Source organism: Streptomyces sp. NPDC006529 (assembly GCF_040611795.1).
Lineage (GTDB): Bacteria > Actinomycetota > Actinomycetes > Streptomycetales > Streptomycetaceae > Streptomyces.
Genome location: NZ_JBEXPB010000001.1, coordinates 1 through 16,671, shown reverse-complemented (window position 1 = coordinate 16,671; position 16,671 = coordinate 1). Strand labels below are relative to the sequence as shown.

The window sequence follows — 16,671 nt, the reverse complement described above, 5'->3', positions numbered from 1 at the left end:
TCCAGCGCATCAAGGAGATCCGCTCATGCAGGTCAAGGACATCACCCCGTTCATCGGCTCGGAGCTGACCGGCGTCGGCTACGAGGACCTCCAGGACCCCGAGGTCTTCGCCCGGCTCATCGACACCGTGCACCGCCGTGAGCTGGTGGTGGTCCGGGGTCTGGACATCACCCCGGAGCAGCAGATCGAACTGGCCTCCCGGATCGGCCGGCCCGTGCCGTTCCTCATGGCGAAGTACCGCCACCCCGATCACCCGGAGATCATGATCTCCTCCAACGCCATGAAGGCGGACCGCCCGGTCGGCGTCGCCCGCGTCGGCAACTTCTGGCACCAGGACTCCTCGTACATGAAGGACCCGGCGCCCTACACGATGCTGCACGGCATCGACGTACCCGCCACCAGCGGCCACACCCTGTACGCCAGCGCCCTGGACGTCTACGACCGCCTTCCCGCGGAGTGGAAGGAGAAGATCGCCGGCCGCACCGCCCTGCACACCGTGAGCAAGCGGCAGCGGATCTCTCCCGAGCACGCCGGACTGTCCATCGCCGAGCTCAAGGCGCTGGTCGAGCTGGAATACCCGCCGACCGAGCACCCGCTGGTCAAGCAGGACCCGGTCACCGGCCGCTCCTACCTCTACGGCGCCCCCGAGTACATGGACTCCGTCGTCGGCTTCGACGCCAACGAGAACGCCGAGTTCTTCGCCGTCATCGACCGGCTCATCCAGGACCCCGCGCACGTCTACACCCACCGCTGGACGACGAACGACCTGGTGGTGTGGAAGACGGCGACGACCTACCACGCCGCCACCGCCGTCGAGCCCGGGGCCACCCGGACCGTGCACCGCGTGAGCATCGAAGAGGGCGAGACGTGGGCGGCATAGCCGACTTCGAGGTGTCCTTCCCGTCCGCGAGGGCCGATGTCCGCGTCATGGCCGCCGCCTCCGGCGTGCCGGCCGGGGACCTGGCCCGGATCACGCACTGCGAGACCTTCCCGGTGCTCGCGGACGGGGAGCAGGCCTGGGAACTCGCGCTGGACGCCGCCCGAGCGGTCCTGGAACGGACCGGTGTGCCGGCGGAGCTGATCCGGCAGGTCGTCTACGCCGGATCCGGCGAGTGGGACCGCCCGTTCTGGTCGCCCGCGGCGAAGGTGGCCCACGCCCTGGGCATCGAAGGCGCTCACTGCTTCGAAGTGGCGAACTTCTGCAACGCGGGAATGACCGCGGTCCGGCTCCTGTCCACTCCCGGGGCCCTGGAGAAGAACACGTACGCCCTGGTCCTCGTCGGGGACCGGCTGAGCCGGATGGTTGATTACGGTGACCCTGATTCCAAGGCTCTGTTCAACTTCGGTGATGCGGCTGCGGCGGTGCTGCTGGGCAGCGGTCCGGGTCGTTTCCGTGTCGCACACTCCGCCATGCGCACCGACGGCGGCTGGTCCGATTACTACGCCGGCGAGCTGACCGGATCCCGTGTCCTGATCCGGCGCGGCGAACACCGCAAGGGACTCGCGGACGCCTACGTACGGCACTTCACCGCCCTGGTGGAGGACGCGCTGACCGCACTCGGGATCACCCTGGACGACGTCTCCCACTTCCTCGTCAACCACGGCGACCGGGACATGCACCAGCGGCTGCTGGGCGCCCTGGGCATCCCGGCCGAGCGGAGCGTCTTCAACTACGACCGGCTGGCCCACATGGGCGGAACCGACACCCTCATCGCCCTGCGGGACCTCGAACGCGGGGCCCGGCTGCAGCACGGCGACCTGATCATGCTCGCCACCAGCGCCATGGGCTTCAGCTGGGGCATCACGACCTTGGAGTATCTCGGATGAAGATCCTCGTCATTCACCAGGTGCCGTACCGGAAGATCGGCTACGAGCGGGGCATCGACCACGAGCGCCACCAGGTGACGTACATCGGGCACCCGCACCGGATGGCCGACCTCCCCGCGCACCTGCCGGCCCGGCGGCTCGTCCTCGACGCCGACGAGGACCTGGTCGCGGGCATCCGCGCCCGCACCTCGCCCGCCGACGGCTACGAGAAGGTGCTCGCGCTCTCCGAGTTCGGCCTCATCGAGGCCTGCCACGTACGGGAGCACCTCGGCATCGAGGGCCCGGGGCTCGCCGCCGTCGAGCGGGTCCGGGACAAGGTCCGGATGAAGGAGGCCCTGGCCGGCTCGGGCCTGCGGTACCCCCGCTTCGTGGCCGCGCCGTCACCGGACGGCACGCTGCCGTGGACCGGACGCACGGTCCTCAAACCGCGCCAGGGCGCCTCCAGCGAGGACGTCTCCGTCCACGCGACGGCCCGCGAGGCGCTCCGGGCCTACGGTCTGCTCCCGGACGCCGGGGAGTTCCAGCTGGAGGAGCACATCGACGGGGACATCCTGCACGCCGACGGGCTGGTGCAGGAGGGGCGCCTCGTCGAGGTGGCGGTCAGCCGGTACGTCAACAAGCCGGTCGAGTACGCCCAAGGGGCCCCGCTGGGCTCGCACCAGGAGCCGTGCACACCGCCGCAACGAGCGCTGGTGGAACAGGTGGTGAAGGTCCTCGGGATCGAGGAAGGCTGCATCCACCTGGAGTTCTTCCACACCCCGGAAGGTGCGCTGGTCTTCCTGGAGGTGGCCAACCGGGTCGGCGGCGCGGCCGTGGTCTCCACGCACGAACTGCACACCGGGGTGCACCTGCCCTCGCACGAGATAGCCGTCCGGCTCGGCCTTCAGCGACCGCCGGCCGGCCCGCCCAGCGGCCGCCACCACGGCTGGCTCGCCTTCCCCGGTCACCACCTGGCGGCCGGTGGGGTACGGACGATCGAGGTACCCGACCGGATCCGCACCCATCCGTGCCTGGACGCCCTCCACATTCTCGACCCGCAGGAGGAGACACCGCGGCACATCACCTACCAGGAGTGGGAGGTGCCGGTCTTCGTCGAGGCTTCGCACACCGATGCGGACGAACTCCGCCGGTTCCTCCAGGAATGCGCCCGCGACATCACTGTGCGCACGGTCCCCGCCGGGCAGGTGGCGGCATGAACGCCCCGGCCCGCACCACACGCGCGTTCACGCAGCGCCGCCGGCCCCGCGGCATGCCCGTGCCCGAGGACTTCGCCGAGGTGGAGCTGCCGCTGGTCCCGCCGGCCGCCGGCCAGGCCGTGGTGGAGAACCTGTGGCTCTCCGTCGACCCGTACATGCGCGAGTGCATGGACGGGGACTGGGAGCTGCACGCTCCGCTCGAAGGCCGTTCCATCGGCCGGGTGGTGGAGTCGTGCAGCGCCGAACTGCCCGTCGGAGCACTGGTGTTCCACCGGGAGGGCTGGCGGACCCGCGCCGTGGTGAACGCGGCGGAGGTACGCGTCCTGCCCCGCTACGAGGGCGTCGCCCCCCAGTCCTTCCTCGGCCTGCTCGGCGGGACCGGCTTGACGGCGTACGTCGCGCTGACCCGCATCGCCCGGCTGCGGGCCGGCGACACGGTCTACGTCTCGGCCGCCGCCGGTGGCGTCGGCACGGCCGCCGGCCGACTGGCGCGGCTGCTGGGCGCGGGCCGGATCGTCGGCAGCGCGGGCTCGGCGGCAAAGGTCCGCCTGCTCACCGAGGAACTCGGCTACGACGCGGCCTTCGACCACCGCGCCGGTCCGGGTCTGTCCGGGCAACTGGAGCGGGCGGCGCCCGAGGGCATCGACGTCTACGTCGACAACGTGGGCGGCGCGCACCTGGAGGCGGCGATCGGGGCGATGCGCGAGCACGGGCGCATCGCCTGGTGCGGGGCCGTGGCGCAGTACAACGCGGGATCCGCCCCGGCGGCCCCCCGCAACCTCTTCGACCTCGTGGAGAAGAGCATCCGCCTGGAGGGCTTCCTCGTCTCCCGCCACGGCGACGCCCAGGTGGAGCTGGAGGAGTTCCTGGTCCCCCATCTGCGCTCCGGCCGCGTCACCGACCGGCTCCACGTCACCGAGGGGTTCGAGCGGACCGTCGACGCCTTCCTCGGGATGCTGCGCGGCGAGAACACCGGCAAGGCGGTCGTACGGCTTGGCCACGACGCCCTGGAGCCGTCCGCCGACCCCGAGCCGTCCTGCGGCCACACCTCCTGAGCGAGTGAGGGTTCCATGGGACACGTCCGTACGGGACTGCACATCAGCCTCGTGAAGCTCGGCTCCGCCCAGCGGATCTGCGCCATCTGGAGCGTGCGGGGGAGCGGGACGGATCCGTGCGAGTTCCCCGGTGCTCTCCTGCGCCCGCGCCGAGGGGCGGAGCAGGACTGGGCCGTCGAGACGGCACTGGAGGCGATGGCGGCGCACGGTGCCGGGGACGGCCCCGCCTGCGTCGACCTCACCACGACGGCCGACGGGATCGCACCGGCCGGGATCCGCCCCGGACTGTGCGCCTCCGACCTGCTGGGCCTGGCCCGTACGGCGCTGGGCGAGGACCAGCGCGAGTGGGCCGAGCTGGCCCGCGCGGACCCGGCCGCCTTCCGCGGCGCGGCCGCCCGGCCGTACGCGATGTGCCGGCAGGCCGCCCGCCTGGTCACCCGGGACCCGGACGGTCCGCGCAGGGAGACGACGCTGCTGCACGCACGACAGGACCGGGTCCTGCACGACTACGCGGTGGGGCTCCTGACGTCGGCCGGGACGCCGGCCGGGAAGTCGGCCGGTCCATCAGCCGCGACACCAGCCGGCCCGGCCGACGCCACCGCGGGCGAAGAGACCCGCCCTTCCCACCCCAGGAGACAGTGATGCGCCTGCCCATGGAACTCGAACCGGAACCGGCCGTACGAGCGGTACGGCCGCCCGCGGCGGACGGCGAGCCGGTGCCCTGGGAGCGGTATTTCTCCCGCGGTGCCCGCGCCATGGTGCCCTCCGAGGTCCGCTCCCTGTTCAGCGTGGCGGCCCTGCCCGGCATCGTCTCGCTGGCGGGCGGCATGCCGGACGTCCGTGCCCTCCCGCAGGAGGTCATGGCCGGGACGGTCGCCGACGTGGTGCGCGAGCACGGCCCGACGGCCCTCCAGTACGGGGCCGCCCAGGGCGACCCGGGCCTGCGGGAACGCATCTGCTCCGTCATGGCGGTCGAGGGGATCTCCGCCCGACCGGAGGAGGTCATGGTCACCGTCGGTTCCCAGCAGGCCCTGGACCTGCTGGTCCGGGTGCTGCTCGACCCCGGGGACACGGTCGTGGCCGAGGGTCCCACCTACGTCACCGCCCTCGGCACGTTCAAGGCCGCGGGCGCCCGCGTGGTGCAGGTCGCCATGGACCGGGCCGGCGTGGTCCCGGACGAACTCGCCGCGGCACTGCACCGGCTGGCGGCCGAGGGGCGGCCCGCGAAGTTCTTCTACACCGTTCCGACCTTCCAGAACCCCACCGGTGCCACCCTGCCGGCCGGCCGCCGCGCGCAGATCCTGGAGGTCTGCCGCCGGGCCGGGGTCGTGGTGGTGGAGGACAACCCGTACGGCCTGCTGCACTACGACGGCGAACCGTCGCGGGCGCTGTGCGCCGACGACCCGGAGCGGGTGGTCTACCTGGGGTCCTTCTCCAAGACGCTGGCACCCGGCCTGCGCGTGGGCTGGGTGCGCGCCCCCGCCGCCCTCACCCGCAAGCTGGTGCTCGCCGCCGAGAGCGCCATGCTCTCCCACTCGGCGCTCGCCCAGCTGACGGTGGACCGCTATCTGCGCACCCAGCCGTGGCAGGACCGGCTCGCCGGCTTCCGCGCGGGCTACCGCGCCCGGCGCGACACCATGCTGCGCGCCCTCTCCGACTCGATGCCCGCAGGAGTGTCGTGGACCGTCCCCGACGGCGGATTCTTCGTCTGGATGACGCTCCCCGAGGGCCTGGACTCCCGTGAACTGCTGCCTCACGCGCTGACGGCCGGCGTTGCGTTCGTCCCCGGCACCGGCTTCTACGCGGACGGCCGCGGCGCCCGCAACCTGCGGCTGTCCTTCTCCTATCCGCCGGCGGAGCAGATCGACATCGGCGTCCGCCGGCTGGCCGCAGTGATCGCCGAGCGGCTGGACGCACGGGGGCGGCAGTGAGACGTACGGCAGCCACCCGCACCGCACCTATGACGAGGACATGATCATGAGGCATTACCCCACCGACCTGCTGCTGGCCGTCGAGCACGTCGAACGCGCCCTCGCGTCCGGCGCCCTCGCCCCGCTCGACGCCCGGCTGCGGCAGGCCGGCGTCGCCGACCCGCTCCGCCGGTTCGACAGCAGGCGGCTCTTCGAGGGACTGGACCGGCTGCTCGGCGGGGTCTGCCAGTACCCGTGGCAGCCGCTGACCGACAGCGACGACGTCCTGGAGCTGTGCCCGACGGGCACCCTCGTCCTCGACGACCGGCTGGCCGAGGCCACCCTGCGCGCTCTGCTGCTCGCGTGGGCCCTGGGCAACGAGGTGACGCTGCGCTCCGCACGGCCGGACCTGTGGGAGCAGGTCATGGCGGCGCTGCGGGGGGCCGGCGTTCCGCTGCCCGCGGGCCGGGTGACCGCCCCGGACACCGAGGTGACCGCGGATCCGCTGGAGGTACCGGCGCTGGCCGCCGGCGCGGACCTGGCCGTGGACTGCCGAGCCCCTTGGACGCAGGGGTTGTACCGGATCCGGCACCTGCCGGGCGTCTCCCTGGACCGGGCCCGCAGCGAGGACCACCCGGAGCGCGCGGACCGGCTGGCCGCGCGCCTGCGCTACCTCGTCGCGCGCGCCCGGCGCACCCCGTACTACCGGGAGCTGCCCGACGTGACCCGGGACGGCGACCTCACCCGGCTCCCCGTTCTGGAAAAGGCCGCCCTGGAGGCGCACTCGCTGCCCGCGAGCCGGGACCTGAGCAGCGGCGATCCCGCCACCGGAGAGGTGCTGCGCTCGGGCGCGACCAGCGGCGAACCTCGCTACATCGTCTACTCCCGCACCGACTGGGAGAACATGGTCCGCGAGGCCGTTCCCATGCTCTACGCGCTCGGGCTCGAACCGGGCGACCGCGTCGTGAACACGCTGTTCGGCGGCGGCATGTACGGCGGGCTGACCACGACGTTCAGCGAGTTGTCCCGGATGCCCGTGGAGTCCTACGCGACGGCCCAGTTCGTGACCGTCGACGACCTGCTGATGCTCACCGGCAGCTTCGACGCCAACGTGGTCCTCGGCATGCCGGCCCTCATCCTGCCGCTCCTGCGCGACGCCAAGAAGCGCCGCCCCGAGCTGCGCGTCGACAAGGTGATCTACGGCGGCACCCCCATGACCGAGACCGACAAGACGTGGCTGCGCCAGGAGCTGGGGACCCGCGTGGTCTCCAGCATCCTCGCCGCCAACGACGGTGCGCAGCTCGGCTACCAGTGCGGATTCCTCGGCGGGACCGTGCACCACGTCAACGACGACTACAACCTCATCGAGGTCGTGGACGCGGACGGCCGCCCCGTCCCGGACGGCACCGCGGGTGAACTGCTGGTCACCGGCCTGCAGAAGTTCGAGGGCCCGCTGATCCGCTACCGCATCGGCGACACGGGCCGCACGTACGAGCACCACTGCGCCTGCGGCGTGACGGGGCGGGTGCTGGAGTACTTGGGCCGCTCCGACGGGCTGGTCCGCTTCAAGGGCGAAACGGTGCTGTACGGGGAGGTCTTCGACGCCCTCGCGCCCTTCGGCGTCTCGCAGCTCCAGATCGAGGTGGCCACCGAGGGCAGCCGGGAGGTGCTGACACTGCGCACCGAGGCTCCCTGCCCGCCGGAACCCGAGGCCGTGCGCGAACTGCTGGTCAAGGAGTTCCCGGTACTGGGCGGCTACCAGGACTTCGATGCCGCGCTGGATGCGTACGAGCTCAGGATCGTCTGCGCGGCGGAGGGCGCTCTGCCGCGCAACCCGGTCAGCGGCAAGGTCAAGAACGTCATCGACCGCCGACTGGACGGGGTGCGGTGATGCTCGGGAACGACCGTGTCGCGCGCACCATGCTGGGCGTGATCACCCTCTCCAGCGTCGGTGTCGGCATCCACACCCTCGCCATGGGTCAGCTGCTGTACGGCCGCACCGGCAGCCCGGCCGCCTTCGCGTTCGTGCTCACCCTCCAGGGCGTGGCGGCCCTGTGTGTCCTTCCGGTGTGCGGTCCGCTGGTCGATGCCCTCAGCTCCAAGTGGGTGTACGCGCTGTGCGGGCTGGGCCGGGCGGGCACCGTCGCGGTGATCGTGGGTGCCGCGGCCCTGGTGCCGGGCGCCGGTGCGGTGCCCTGGATCGTGGCGGCCTCGGCGCTGCTGGCCGTCTTCGACAACGTCGAGCGGTCTGCGCTGTTCAAGCTGACCGCGCACCACGTGAATCCGGACCACGCCACGCGCTTCAACAGCCTGATCGGGGTGGCCTTCCAGGCCGGTGCGCTGAGCGGGATGGCCCTCCTCGGCCTGATCCTGACCTGGGGCACCGCCTCGCAGGCCCTGGTGGTCGACGTCCTGATGTCGCTGTGCTGCGCCCTCACCATGAGCCGGATCCGCCTGACGGCGAACGAGCACAACCCGCCCGTGTCCGTCCGCATGATGACCCGGGCCGTGGCGGGCACGCTGGGGGAGTGGCGTCGGATGCTGATCCGCCACCGGGAGGACCGGACCGTCTTCCTCATGATCGTGCTCTGCGGCGGGGACTTCGTTTTCGCCCAGGGCCTGAGCACCTTGGTCATCCCCCTGACCGCCGAGTTCCACGGGGGTCGTGGATGGTACGTGGCGGCGCTGGAGGCCACCTTCGCGGTCGGAATGATCAGCGCGTCGTTCCTGACCCGGTACCTGGTCTCACAGCGTCTGCTGCCGGTGTGGCTGCTCGGTCAGGCTGCGGCGGCCGTCCTGCTGGCGTCGAGCGGGACGGGCGCGGTGCATTTCGGCGCGTTCTTCCTGGCGGGCTTCGCCAACCTCAACAGCCTCACCTGGCTGCTGACGTCGCTCCAGCACTACGCGGCCGAGGGCGACAAGGCCAAAATGGCGTCACTGCGGCTGCTGGCCATCGGCCTCGGCACGGCAGCCCTCATGCCGGTCGTGGGTTACTTCGCCGCCTCTTCGCTCGGCGCGGGCTTCTGGAGCGTGTCGGCGACCATGACGCTCTTCGCCCTGGGCGGCTTCGTCGTGGCGCGCCACCACCGGCCGGGGACGCCCCCCGGGCCGCAGACGGGAACCGCACGGGAGGAGGCCGAAAGGTCCCCGGCCACGGCCGCGGCAGGCTGATGGGGCGGCGGCCGGCCGGGTGAGCGGCACGGTGCGATGGATCCGTCATTCCGTGTGCGGGAGCCAGGCGTTGTGGTTCTCGTCGTACCAGTAGCCGTGGCCGGCGTTCATGGCGACCGTGCGGAACGGGCGGCCGTGGTCGTCGATGCGGGTGGTGCCCTGGCGGTCGCCGCTGCTCCAGGCCAGCTCCAGGTACCAGCTGACGTCCTGGCCGAGCGTGGCGGCGTCGATGTTCAGCACCTGGGGGTCGGTGGCGGAGACCTTGTACGGGAAGTCGGTCGACGCCGTCGGCCGCTCGCCCTCCTTGCCGGGTACGGACCTGGCCCGCGGGGAGGCGTCGTCCAGGGCCACGGCGAAGGACGCCGGCACCAGCGCGCCGCCACAACCGGACCCCATGGTGTAGGCGTTCCAGCCGGGAGCCTTGCGGCCGCTCACGACGTGGACGTACAGCGCGTGCAGGACCGCGGGCTTGCCCTCGGTGCCCTGGACGGTCAGCTGCAGGCGCAGGTGCCCCGCCGGGACGGCGCCCAGGGTCCGGGCCCACCCTTCGGTCGCCTGCCCGGCGGGGGGCGGGGGAACCGTACCGGGTGCCTTGTCCAGGGCGAACCACTGGTCGCAGGGGCTGCCCCAGTTGTCGGGCAGCACGTTGACCGTGAACGGGGCGGCGGCGGAGGCCCCCTCCCGGCCGGCGGCCGGCGAGGCGGTCCCGGGCGTCGCCGAGGGGGACGAGGGTCCGGGGCCGGACGGGGATGCGGAACCGGCTGCGGGCGTGGGTGAAGACGGCGCGCCGGACGGCAGGGCCGGGCCCGCCGCCGCCCGTTCGCGCGAGGACGGCTGGGCGGCGCCGTGGCGCGGGTCCGCGTGACCCGCATCCCCCATGGCGGAGAGGGCGGCGGCGGTTCCCGCCACCGCGACGGTGGCCACGGCGGCCGCAACGGCCAGCAGCAGCCGAGGACGCCGGGCCGCCGGTACGGAGGCCCGGGCGGAGCCCGGCTGGATGAGGGCGCCGAGGGCGTGTGCGGGCTCCTGCGGTGCGGGGGCGGGGGCCTCCGTCGGTGCCTGTGCCGGTGCCGGCGCGGAATCGGGGGCGAGCGTAGGGACCGGTACGGGGCCGGTCTCCGCCGGGGGCCGGACCTCCGAGGCCTCCCCGGCCACCACATCCGCCGAAGAAGCCGGTGCTTCAGGCGCGGCGTCACCGCCCCGCGGAGCCGCGGAGTTCGCCGCCCCCGCCGCCGAGTCCTGCCCCTGCGTCACCCCCCGCCGCCGCTCCACCAGCGCCAGCAGCCACTGCCGGTGCAGCGCGAGCAGTTCGTCGGCCGAGGCACCGCAGACCCGGGCGAACCGCTCCACCGGGGCGTAATCCGTGGGCACCGCAGTGCCGCTGCAATACCGGTGCAGCGTCGAGTTGCTGGAGTGCAGACGCTTCGCGAGCGTGCCGTAGCTGCGACCCGAGCGCTCTTTGAATCCGCGCATCAGCTCCGCGAACCGCTCCGTCTCCGTGGCCATTCCACCCTCCCCCTCATCCCGGAAGCACGTTCCAGGCTCGCCCGATCGCCCAGGTGAGAGGGGTCGGGAGCGTTCCAGGGTCCCTACTATCCCGGGCCGACCGCCACTGGGACGAAACCGGCCCCACAGTTGCGTCATCAACCCGTCGGTCCGCCGATGGGATCGCCGGTCGGATCCGGCGGTCGCAACGGGAGGGCGCCCACGGGCCACCCTCGGCCGCCTGCGGCAGCAGCCGACCGGAACAGCAGCCGCACCCCACGTCTCGTCAGCCGGGAAACGCAAGCCCTCCGCCTGACGACCGCACCGATACGGAGAATTCCCCATGCGCACCTACCGACTCCGCACCACCGCCCTGGCCACCGTCACCGCCGGCCTCGCTCTGGCTCTGACCGCCTGCGGCGGCGGCTCGCACAGCGCCGCCGGGCCGGCCGCGGACCCCGCCACGACCAAGAGCACCGACAAGCCGGCCTCGACCGGGACCGTGACGCCGTCCGGGGAGGGCGCCGCCTCGTCCACCGGGAAGGTCACCGGAACCGGCACGGGCACCACCGTCACCCCGGCGAAGGCCGGTGCGGGCGGCAAGGACACGGGGAGCACCACCGGTGACGCCTACGCCTACACCCACCCCTGCTCGGCGCGGAACCTGACCGTCAAGGTCACCTCCCCGGCGGGGACTCCGGCCACCGTCCGCGTCATCACCGTCACCAACAACGGTTCGACCTCCTGCGGCCTGGACTACTTCCCCACCGTCGGCTTCAGCGCCAAGGGCGGCGCACTCGGTCTCCAGGCCACCGCCCCCGGCGGCCTGGGCGGCGCCCCGGCGTACCCGGTGCGCCCCGGCGCCACCGCGTACGCCGCCGTGAACCTCAACCCGACGGCCGGCAGCGGCCCCGTGGCCGACGAGGTCAACGTCCTGGCCGACGAGGAGCACATGCCGAACGCGGACGGCGTCAACCTCCGGCTGGCCAAGCCGGGCACCGTCGCCCACCCGAAGGTCGGCCTGTACCGCACGAACACCCGCGACGCGCTGAACGCCTTCTGAGCGCCATCCCGTCAGGCACCGCTCCGCGTGCGCGCCGAATCCGGTACCAACTCGGCGCGGTGCACATCTGCCCCCTGTCCATGACCGGCGGAAGGCTCGTCCACCGCGAAGACGCTGTCACAACGGTCGCGGACGTAATCGTTGTGGGTGGCGATGACGACGGCGCACCCGGCGTCGCTCATCTCGCGCAGGATGTCGACGACCATGGCGGTGTTGGTGTGGTCCAGCGCGCCGGTCGGTTCGTCGGCAAGTACGAGTGCCGGCTGCTTGACCATGAGCCGGGCAAGGGCGACACGCTGCTGTTCACCGCCGCTGAGGTAGTGGATCTTCTCCTTCTCGCGCCCGGCGAGACCGACGCGGTCGAGGGCCTCGGCGATGGTGACGCGGGTGGTGTTCCTCGGCGACCGCCGAGGCTTGACGGCGGCCTCCAGATTGGCGGCGACGGTGGCGTTGTCGATCAGGGCGTAGTTCTGGAAGAGGTAGCCGAGCACCTCGCGGCGGAACCGTCGGGTCTGACGCGGGTTGAAGCGGGTGATGTCCTTGCCTTCGTGCAGGATCGCGCCCTTGCTCGGCGCCTCGAGCAGTCCGATGCAGTTGAGGAGAGTGGACTTTCCCGATCCGCTGGGGCCGACCAGGGCGAGCATGTCGCCACCTTTCACGGTCAGCGTGACATCCGACCACAGGGTCCGTCGGCCGAAGGACTTCGACAGGTTCTCGATATCGATCACGGTGGTGCTCCTGCTGCGTGAAAGGGTGCGAACGGGACTCATCCTTCGGTCGCCCCTTCCTTGACGATGCGGCGATGGAAGGCTGCCAGTGCGAGGAGCACGGCTCCGACCTCGATTGCGACCAGCCCACTGGTGAGGGCCAGATCCAGAGCGCTGATCTGCACGGCCGCGCTGGGTGCGGGCATCCCCATGGCCTTGAACTCCTCCAGATCCTGGTTCTGCTGCCAGACGTGGAAGGGCACCCAGCCGGCCAGGAGGACGGCGAGGATCCCCTCGACGGCCAGCACGGAGCGGTGACTTGCGGCGAACCGCCAGCCGCTGATGTGTTTGACGAAGATGGCCTGGGCGTTCTTTCGCGAGTAGACGATGCAGACGCCGACGCCGGTGATGACAAGCACGACCACTGCCACCACGAGGTTGAACAGGTACAGCCGGAAGTCGTTGACCGCGTCCCGCATTTGCAGGGCCGCGTTCTGCCCGATCGGCCTGATGGCTATCACGTCGTTCTGCAGCTTGTTCGTCTCGATGCCGGCCTGGATGTCGGCGGGGTCGGGGAAGACCACTCCGCCCTGGGTGGCGAACGAGGTGTACGCGTTGTCCGTGAGATAGGCCGACCCGTTGGGGACCACGAGGAGGACCGGATCGTCCACGAGTGAGCGGTCTTCCTTGGTGTTGCGAGCGGCGGTGTGGGCCTGGTCGCCGGGGTTGTAGCCGAAGACGCGCCGGCCGCTCTTCGCCGGGAGCGTCTGCACCTGGCTCTGCCGGATGCGCTCCGGACGGGCCGGGCTCAGGACGCCCGGGATGTGTGCGGCGATGGTCGAGGCGTGCTGGTTCAGGGACTCGGGCACGATGAGCCGCACTGCGCGATCGTCGGGGTTCGTGCCGTCCCGTGCCGCGGGAGCGTACCGGTATCCGGTGGGACCAAGGAGCGTCTGCTCGGTGAGGAAGGTTTCGTTGACGATGAGCATCTCGCCCTGGGGCAGGCCGGAACCGGGGGCGACGTCCTGGAGTTCCCGCCGCCCGGCGACGATGAGTTTGCCTGCGGCGTCGGCTTGACGAAGCCATCCGCCCACGCGTTTTTGCATCTGCTTTATCTCATCGTCGCCGCCCAGGCTGCCGTTGAGACGGATGGCTGCAGTGTCGCCCACCTTCGCGTACATCTCCCGGCTGTCCTGGCGGGCCAGGATGTCCTGCCCCGCCAGGGCAGCGGAGGTGGCGATGCTGAGGGCGAGCCATAGGGCAGGGACGCGCACGAGGTAGGCCGAAATGGACGCGGCCCGGGCGGGAAGCTCGCCGGACATCGGTCCTGAAAGTGAGGGCGAGCACGGCCGCGTGGGTCGCCAGGATCAAGAGCACGAGGAGGCCCGCGATGCCCAGAGTCACCGAAGCGAACAGGCCGAGCCACGCGCATCCGTTGTAGAGGCCGAGGAGCACCAGGACCGCACCGGCCACCGCACCGGCCGCGATCGCTGCGAACGACGCGAGCTGCCGCAGATCACGGAGCAGGATGTCGGTGAAGGACCTTCCCTGCAGGCGCAGCACTCCGTACGCCTTCGCATTGAGCAGGACACTCGCTCCGGTCATCGTCACGGCAGCGAGGGCAACCACCAGGAAGGACCGGACGAGGACCCCGTCCGCGTAGAAGGGGGTCAGCTCTCCGACGGAGAGCGGGTGGTGCGCACTGGCACGCAGGCCGAGACTCTTGAACCGAGCCACGAGGGCGTCATCGGACCCTGCCGGGCCGAACACGTAGTAGAAACCTCGCGGGTCCCGCTGCCCGATCTCGGCGAGCGGGTGCACCTCGGTGCGGTAGTCGCGACCGAAGGACGGATAGCCCTCGCCCAGCCATGACGCCGCCTCCGAGCCCGGGTCGCCCGAAGCGAGATACAGGTGCCGGCGGCCGTCGGGGTCCTTGAGATCGGGTACTTCACGGGCCACCGAGAGCCGGTGGTCGCTGGCGAAAGAGGCCACGTCGCGGGCGACTTGCGACCCGCTGACCGAATCGTCGGAGTCGAGCACCCAGACCACGGCCGAGTGGCCGAGCACCCAGTCCTCGTCCAGCCCCCGCACGAACAGGAACGCCACCACAGCGGAGAACGCGAATACGGCGGCGTAGATGAATTTGATACCTCGGTGCAGCATCGACTACCTAGATCGGAGCGCTTGGGGGCATTTCGTGTCACTGCTGGGGGAAGCGTTGACCGGCGGTCGACGATCCCGACTGCGGGGGGACCGGTCCCCCGAACCCCCCGCACCGTCAGGCATGGCTACGGGAGGCCCGCAGCGTGGGGGTGCTCAGCCGCTCATAGTGCAGACCCGTAAACCCAAGATCAACTGAAAAGGCCCGTGACAGTGGCCGCCGGGATCTATGCCCGCGCAGGCGTTGCGTGCCAAGGCGGGTGGCGGCAAGCCTTCTGGCACGGGTCTGGCGCGGACCATTGAAAAGGTCTAGGCAACACAGAAGCCCCAGGTCGCTGACCTGGGGCTTTGCAATGGAGCGGATGACGGGAATCGAACCCGCGCTATAAGCTTGGGAAGCTCATGTTCTACCATTAAACTACATCCGCGCAGCGGGCCAATTGGCTGGTGCCGCATCGTTGCACACTGTACCCCATGATCCCTTGTCGGTGAATTCGGACCCGCGGGGTTCGGGTGGTGGTGGGGGTACCGGGGGCTGTGGGGGCGGGAGTTGGGGCGTACCGTTGGGGTGCGGAGCGGCGACTGGAGTGGGTGTTCTTCATCCCCTAATGTGGCGATTCGTCGCAGCACGGCTCGTTGGGGAAAGGGACTCGATGGAGCACACCGTCGTCCGTTGTGCCGAAGGGCATGTATTCAGTACCGCTTCGTTCCCGATGCAGCAGCTCGGGGCCGGCCGGATCGGTCCGGGGCGGCTCATCCGGTGCCCGCGGTGCGCGCGGCTGCGGCACGCGGTGCCCGTGGGCTCGGCCAAGCGGTAGCCGTGGCGGGCACGGGCCCGGAGCAGGAGCGGAGCGGACGCGCGCGGGCGCACTCGATTGGGGGTGGCCCGCGCGCTCTGCGTATCCTCGGGACGTGCTTCTCTCCGACAAAGACATCCGTGCCGAGATCGACAGCGGACGGGTTCGCATCGACCCGTTCGAGGATTCGATGGTGCAGCCCTCCAGCATCGACGTACGGCTCGACCGGTTCTTCCGGGTGTTCGAGAACCACCGCTACGCGCACATCGACCCCGCCACCGAGCAGCCGGATCTGACCCGGATGGTCGAGCCCGAGGGGGACGAGGCGTTCATCCTCCACCCGGGCGAGTTCGTGCTCGCCTCGACCTACGAGGTCATCTCGCTGCCCGACGACCTCGCCTCCCGGCTGGAGGGGAAGTCCAGCCTGGGCCGCCTGGGGCTGGTGACGCATTCGACCGCCGGGTTCATCGACCCGGGCTTCTCCGGGCACGTCACGCTGGAGCTGTCGAACGTCGCGACGCTGCCCATCAAGCTCTGGCCCGGTATGAAGATCGGGCAGCTGTGCATGTTCCGGCTCAGCTCGCCCGCCGAGTTCCCGTACGGGAGCGAGCGCTACGGCTCGCGCTACCAGGGGCAGCGCGGCCCGACGGCCTCGCGGTCCTTCCAGAACTTCCACCGCACCCAGGTGAGGCACCAGGCATGAGCGAAGTACGCGAGAACCTCGACTACGAGCGGTTCGGACGCGCCGTCCGCGAGCTGGCGCAGACCATCGCCGACGACGGCTACGAGCCCGACATCATCCTCAGCATCGCGCGCGGCGGCGTCTTCGTCGCGGGCGGCCTGGCGTACGCGCTGGACTGCAAGAACATCCACCTCGTGAACGTGGAGTTCTACACCGGCGTGGGCACGACGCTCGAAATGCCCGTCATGCTGTCGCCCGTCCCCGAGGTCATCGACTTCACCGCCAAGAAGGTGCTGATCACCGACGACGTCGCCGACACCGGCAAGACGCTCAAGCTGGTGCACGACTTCTGCCTCGACCACGTCGCCGAGGTGCGGTCGGCCGTGATCTACGAGAAGTCCCACTCTCTCGTGAAGTGCGAGTACGTGTGGAAGAAGACCGACGAGTGGATCAACTTCCCCTGGTCGGTCGAGCCGCCCGTCGTGAAGCGCGAGGGTCAGGTCCTCGACGCCTGAGCCGCGCACGTCATGGGGGAGGGCCGAAGGTCTCCTCCGCGCACACCGCCATCGGCGCCTCGACGCCGTCGAGGATGGTGGGCTCGTAGAAGAGCGGGCCGAT

General features: G+C 71.1%; 15 protein-coding genes and 1 tRNA gene. 11 read left to right on the top strand and 5 right to left on the bottom strand.

Annotated elements, in window-relative coordinates; genetic code table 11:
- Window positions 1-25 precede the first annotated feature (25 nt).
- Genes ABZY31_RS00080 through ABZY31_RS00045 form a run of 8 tightly spaced genes read left to right on the top strand, consistent with a single transcriptional unit; the run spans window position 26 to window position 9,159 of the window.
- The gene (locus tag ABZY31_RS00080) at window positions 26-880 is read left to right on the top strand and encodes a TauD/TfdA family dioxygenase (RefSeq protein WP_356402802.1); all 855 of its coding nucleotides are present in this window, start codon (window positions 26-28) and stop codon (window positions 878-880) included.
- A complete protein-coding gene (locus ABZY31_RS00075; RefSeq protein ID WP_356402799.1) occupies window positions 868-1,827 on the top strand; it encodes a 3-oxoacyl-[acyl-carrier-protein] synthase III C-terminal domain-containing protein in 960 nt (319 codons plus the stop codon). Before ABZY31_RS00080 ends, ABZY31_RS00075 begins: the two co-directional genes overlap by 13 nt.
- Window positions 1,824-3,023 carry a hypothetical protein gene (locus tag ABZY31_RS00070; protein WP_356402796.1) on the top strand — a complete coding sequence of 400 codons (1,200 nt, stop codon included), beginning with the start codon at window positions 1,824-1,826 and terminating at the stop codon, window positions 3,021-3,023. The genes ABZY31_RS00075 and ABZY31_RS00070 overlap by 4 nt, the downstream gene beginning before the upstream one ends.
- Window positions 3,020-4,078 (top strand): NADP-dependent oxidoreductase, encoded by a 1,059-nt coding sequence (locus tag ABZY31_RS00065; RefSeq protein WP_356402793.1) that lies wholly within the window; start codon window positions 3,020-3,022, stop codon window positions 4,076-4,078. The genes ABZY31_RS00070 and ABZY31_RS00065 overlap by 4 nt, the downstream gene beginning before the upstream one ends.
- A 15-nt stretch (window positions 4,079-4,093) precedes the next feature.
- On the top strand, window positions 4,094-4,720 hold the full coding sequence (locus ABZY31_RS00060; protein WP_356402790.1) for a hypothetical protein: 627 nt from the start codon (window positions 4,094-4,096) through the stop codon (window positions 4,718-4,720).
- On the top strand, window positions 4,720-6,009 hold the full coding sequence (locus ABZY31_RS00055; protein WP_356402788.1) for a PLP-dependent aminotransferase family protein: 1,290 nt from the start codon (window positions 4,720-4,722) through the stop codon (window positions 6,007-6,009). Before ABZY31_RS00060 ends, ABZY31_RS00055 begins: the two co-directional genes overlap by 1 nt.
- Window positions 6,010-6,055: 46 nt before the next feature.
- The gene (locus tag ABZY31_RS00050) at window positions 6,056-7,879 is read left to right on the top strand and encodes a phenylacetate--CoA ligase family protein (RefSeq protein WP_356402785.1); all 1,824 of its coding nucleotides are present in this window, start codon (window positions 6,056-6,058) and stop codon (window positions 7,877-7,879) included.
- Complete coding sequence (locus ABZY31_RS00045) at window positions 7,879-9,159, top strand: MFS transporter (RefSeq protein ID WP_356402782.1); 1,281 nt, start codon at window positions 7,879-7,881, stop codon at window positions 9,157-9,159. Before ABZY31_RS00050 ends, ABZY31_RS00045 begins: the two co-directional genes overlap by 1 nt.
- Window positions 9,160-9,204: 45 nt before the next feature.
- Here ABZY31_RS00045 and ABZY31_RS00040 read toward each other — a convergent pair whose 3' ends face one another.
- Entirely contained in the window at window positions 9,205-10,665 is a 1,461-nt protein-coding gene (locus tag ABZY31_RS00040; protein ID WP_356402779.1) for a helix-turn-helix domain-containing protein, read from the bottom strand.
- 322 nt (window positions 10,666-10,987) lie between these two features.
- On the opposite strand from ABZY31_RS00040, the gene ABZY31_RS00035 reads away from it, so the two are divergent.
- On the top strand, window positions 10,988-11,707 hold the full coding sequence (locus ABZY31_RS00035) for a DUF4232 domain-containing protein (protein ID WP_356402776.1): 720 nt from the start codon (window positions 10,988-10,990) through the stop codon (window positions 11,705-11,707).
- An 11-nt stretch (window positions 11,708-11,718) separates the two neighbouring features.
- On the opposite strand, the gene ABZY31_RS00030 is transcribed toward ABZY31_RS00035, so the two are convergent.
- From ABZY31_RS00030 to ABZY31_RS00015, 4 genes are all read right to left on the bottom strand, one after another.
- A complete protein-coding gene (locus ABZY31_RS00030) occupies window positions 11,719-12,435 on the bottom strand; it encodes an ATP-binding cassette domain-containing protein (protein ID WP_356402773.1) in 717 nt (238 codons plus the stop codon).
- 38 nt (window positions 12,436-12,473) lie between these two features.
- Window positions 12,474-13,595: a hypothetical protein gene (locus ABZY31_RS00025; RefSeq protein WP_356402770.1), complete on the bottom strand. Its 1,122-nt coding sequence runs from the start codon at window positions 13,593-13,595 to the stop codon at window positions 12,474-12,476.
- A complete protein-coding gene (locus ABZY31_RS00020; RefSeq protein ID WP_356402767.1) occupies window positions 13,531-14,577 on the bottom strand; it encodes a hypothetical protein in 1,047 nt (348 codons plus the stop codon). The genes ABZY31_RS00025 and ABZY31_RS00020 overlap by 65 nt, the downstream gene beginning before the upstream one ends.
- 351 nt (window positions 14,578-14,928) lie before the next feature.
- Window positions 14,929-15,002, bottom strand: a tRNA-Gly gene (locus ABZY31_RS00015).
- A 484-nt stretch (window positions 15,003-15,486) separates the two neighbouring features.
- Here ABZY31_RS00015 and dcd point away from each other — a divergent pair.
- Both dcd and ABZY31_RS00005 read left to right on the top strand, forming a co-directional pair.
- Window positions 15,487-16,074 carry a dCTP deaminase gene (dcd, locus tag ABZY31_RS00010; protein WP_356402764.1) on the top strand — a complete coding sequence of 196 codons (588 nt, stop codon included), beginning with the start codon at window positions 15,487-15,489 and terminating at the stop codon, window positions 16,072-16,074.
- A complete protein-coding gene (locus ABZY31_RS00005) occupies window positions 16,071-16,568 on the top strand; it encodes a phosphoribosyltransferase (RefSeq protein ID WP_356402761.1) in 498 nt (165 codons plus the stop codon). The genes dcd and ABZY31_RS00005 overlap by 4 nt, the downstream gene beginning before the upstream one ends.
- The last annotated feature ends 103 nt before the right edge of the window (window positions 16,569-16,671 follow it).

Bases quoted from the DNA above. Each gene is read 5' to 3' on its own strand.
- ABZY31_RS00080 (WP_356402802.1), top strand. From the start codon at position 26: ATGCAGGTCAAGGACATCACCCCGTTCATCGGCTCGGAGCTGACCGGC.
- ABZY31_RS00070 (WP_356402796.1), top strand. From the start codon at position 1,824: ATGAAGATCCTCGTCATTCACCAGGTGCCGTACCGGAAGATCGGCTAC.
- ABZY31_RS00065 (WP_356402793.1), top strand. From the start codon at position 3,020: ATGAACGCCCCGGCCCGCACCACACGCGCGTTCACGCAGCGCCGCCGG.
- ABZY31_RS00060 (WP_356402790.1), top strand. From the start codon at position 4,094: ATGGGACACGTCCGTACGGGACTGCACATCAGCCTCGTGAAGCTCGGC.
- ABZY31_RS00055 (WP_356402788.1), top strand. From the start codon at position 4,720: ATGCGCCTGCCCATGGAACTCGAACCGGAACCGGCCGTACGAGCGGTA.
- ABZY31_RS00050 (WP_356402785.1), top strand. From the start codon at position 6,056: ATGAGGCATTACCCCACCGACCTGCTGCTGGCCGTCGAGCACGTCGAA.
- ABZY31_RS00045 (WP_356402782.1), top strand. From the start codon at position 7,879: ATGCTCGGGAACGACCGTGTCGCGCGCACCATGCTGGGCGTGATCACC.
- ABZY31_RS00040 (WP_356402779.1), bottom strand. From the start codon at position 10,665: ATGGCCACGGAGACGGAGCGGTTCGCGGAGCTGATGCGCGGATTCAAA.
- ABZY31_RS00035 (WP_356402776.1), top strand. From the start codon at position 10,988: ATGCGCACCTACCGACTCCGCACCACCGCCCTGGCCACCGTCACCGCC.
- ABZY31_RS00025 (WP_356402770.1), bottom strand. From the start codon at position 13,595: ATGTACGCGAAGGTGGGCGACACTGCAGCCATCCGTCTCAACGGCAGC.
- ABZY31_RS00020 (WP_356402767.1), bottom strand. From the start codon at position 14,577: ATGCTGCACCGAGGTATCAAATTCATCTACGCCGCCGTATTCGCGTTC.
- ABZY31_RS00005 (WP_356402761.1), top strand. From the start codon at position 16,071: ATGAGCGAAGTACGCGAGAACCTCGACTACGAGCGGTTCGGACGCGCC.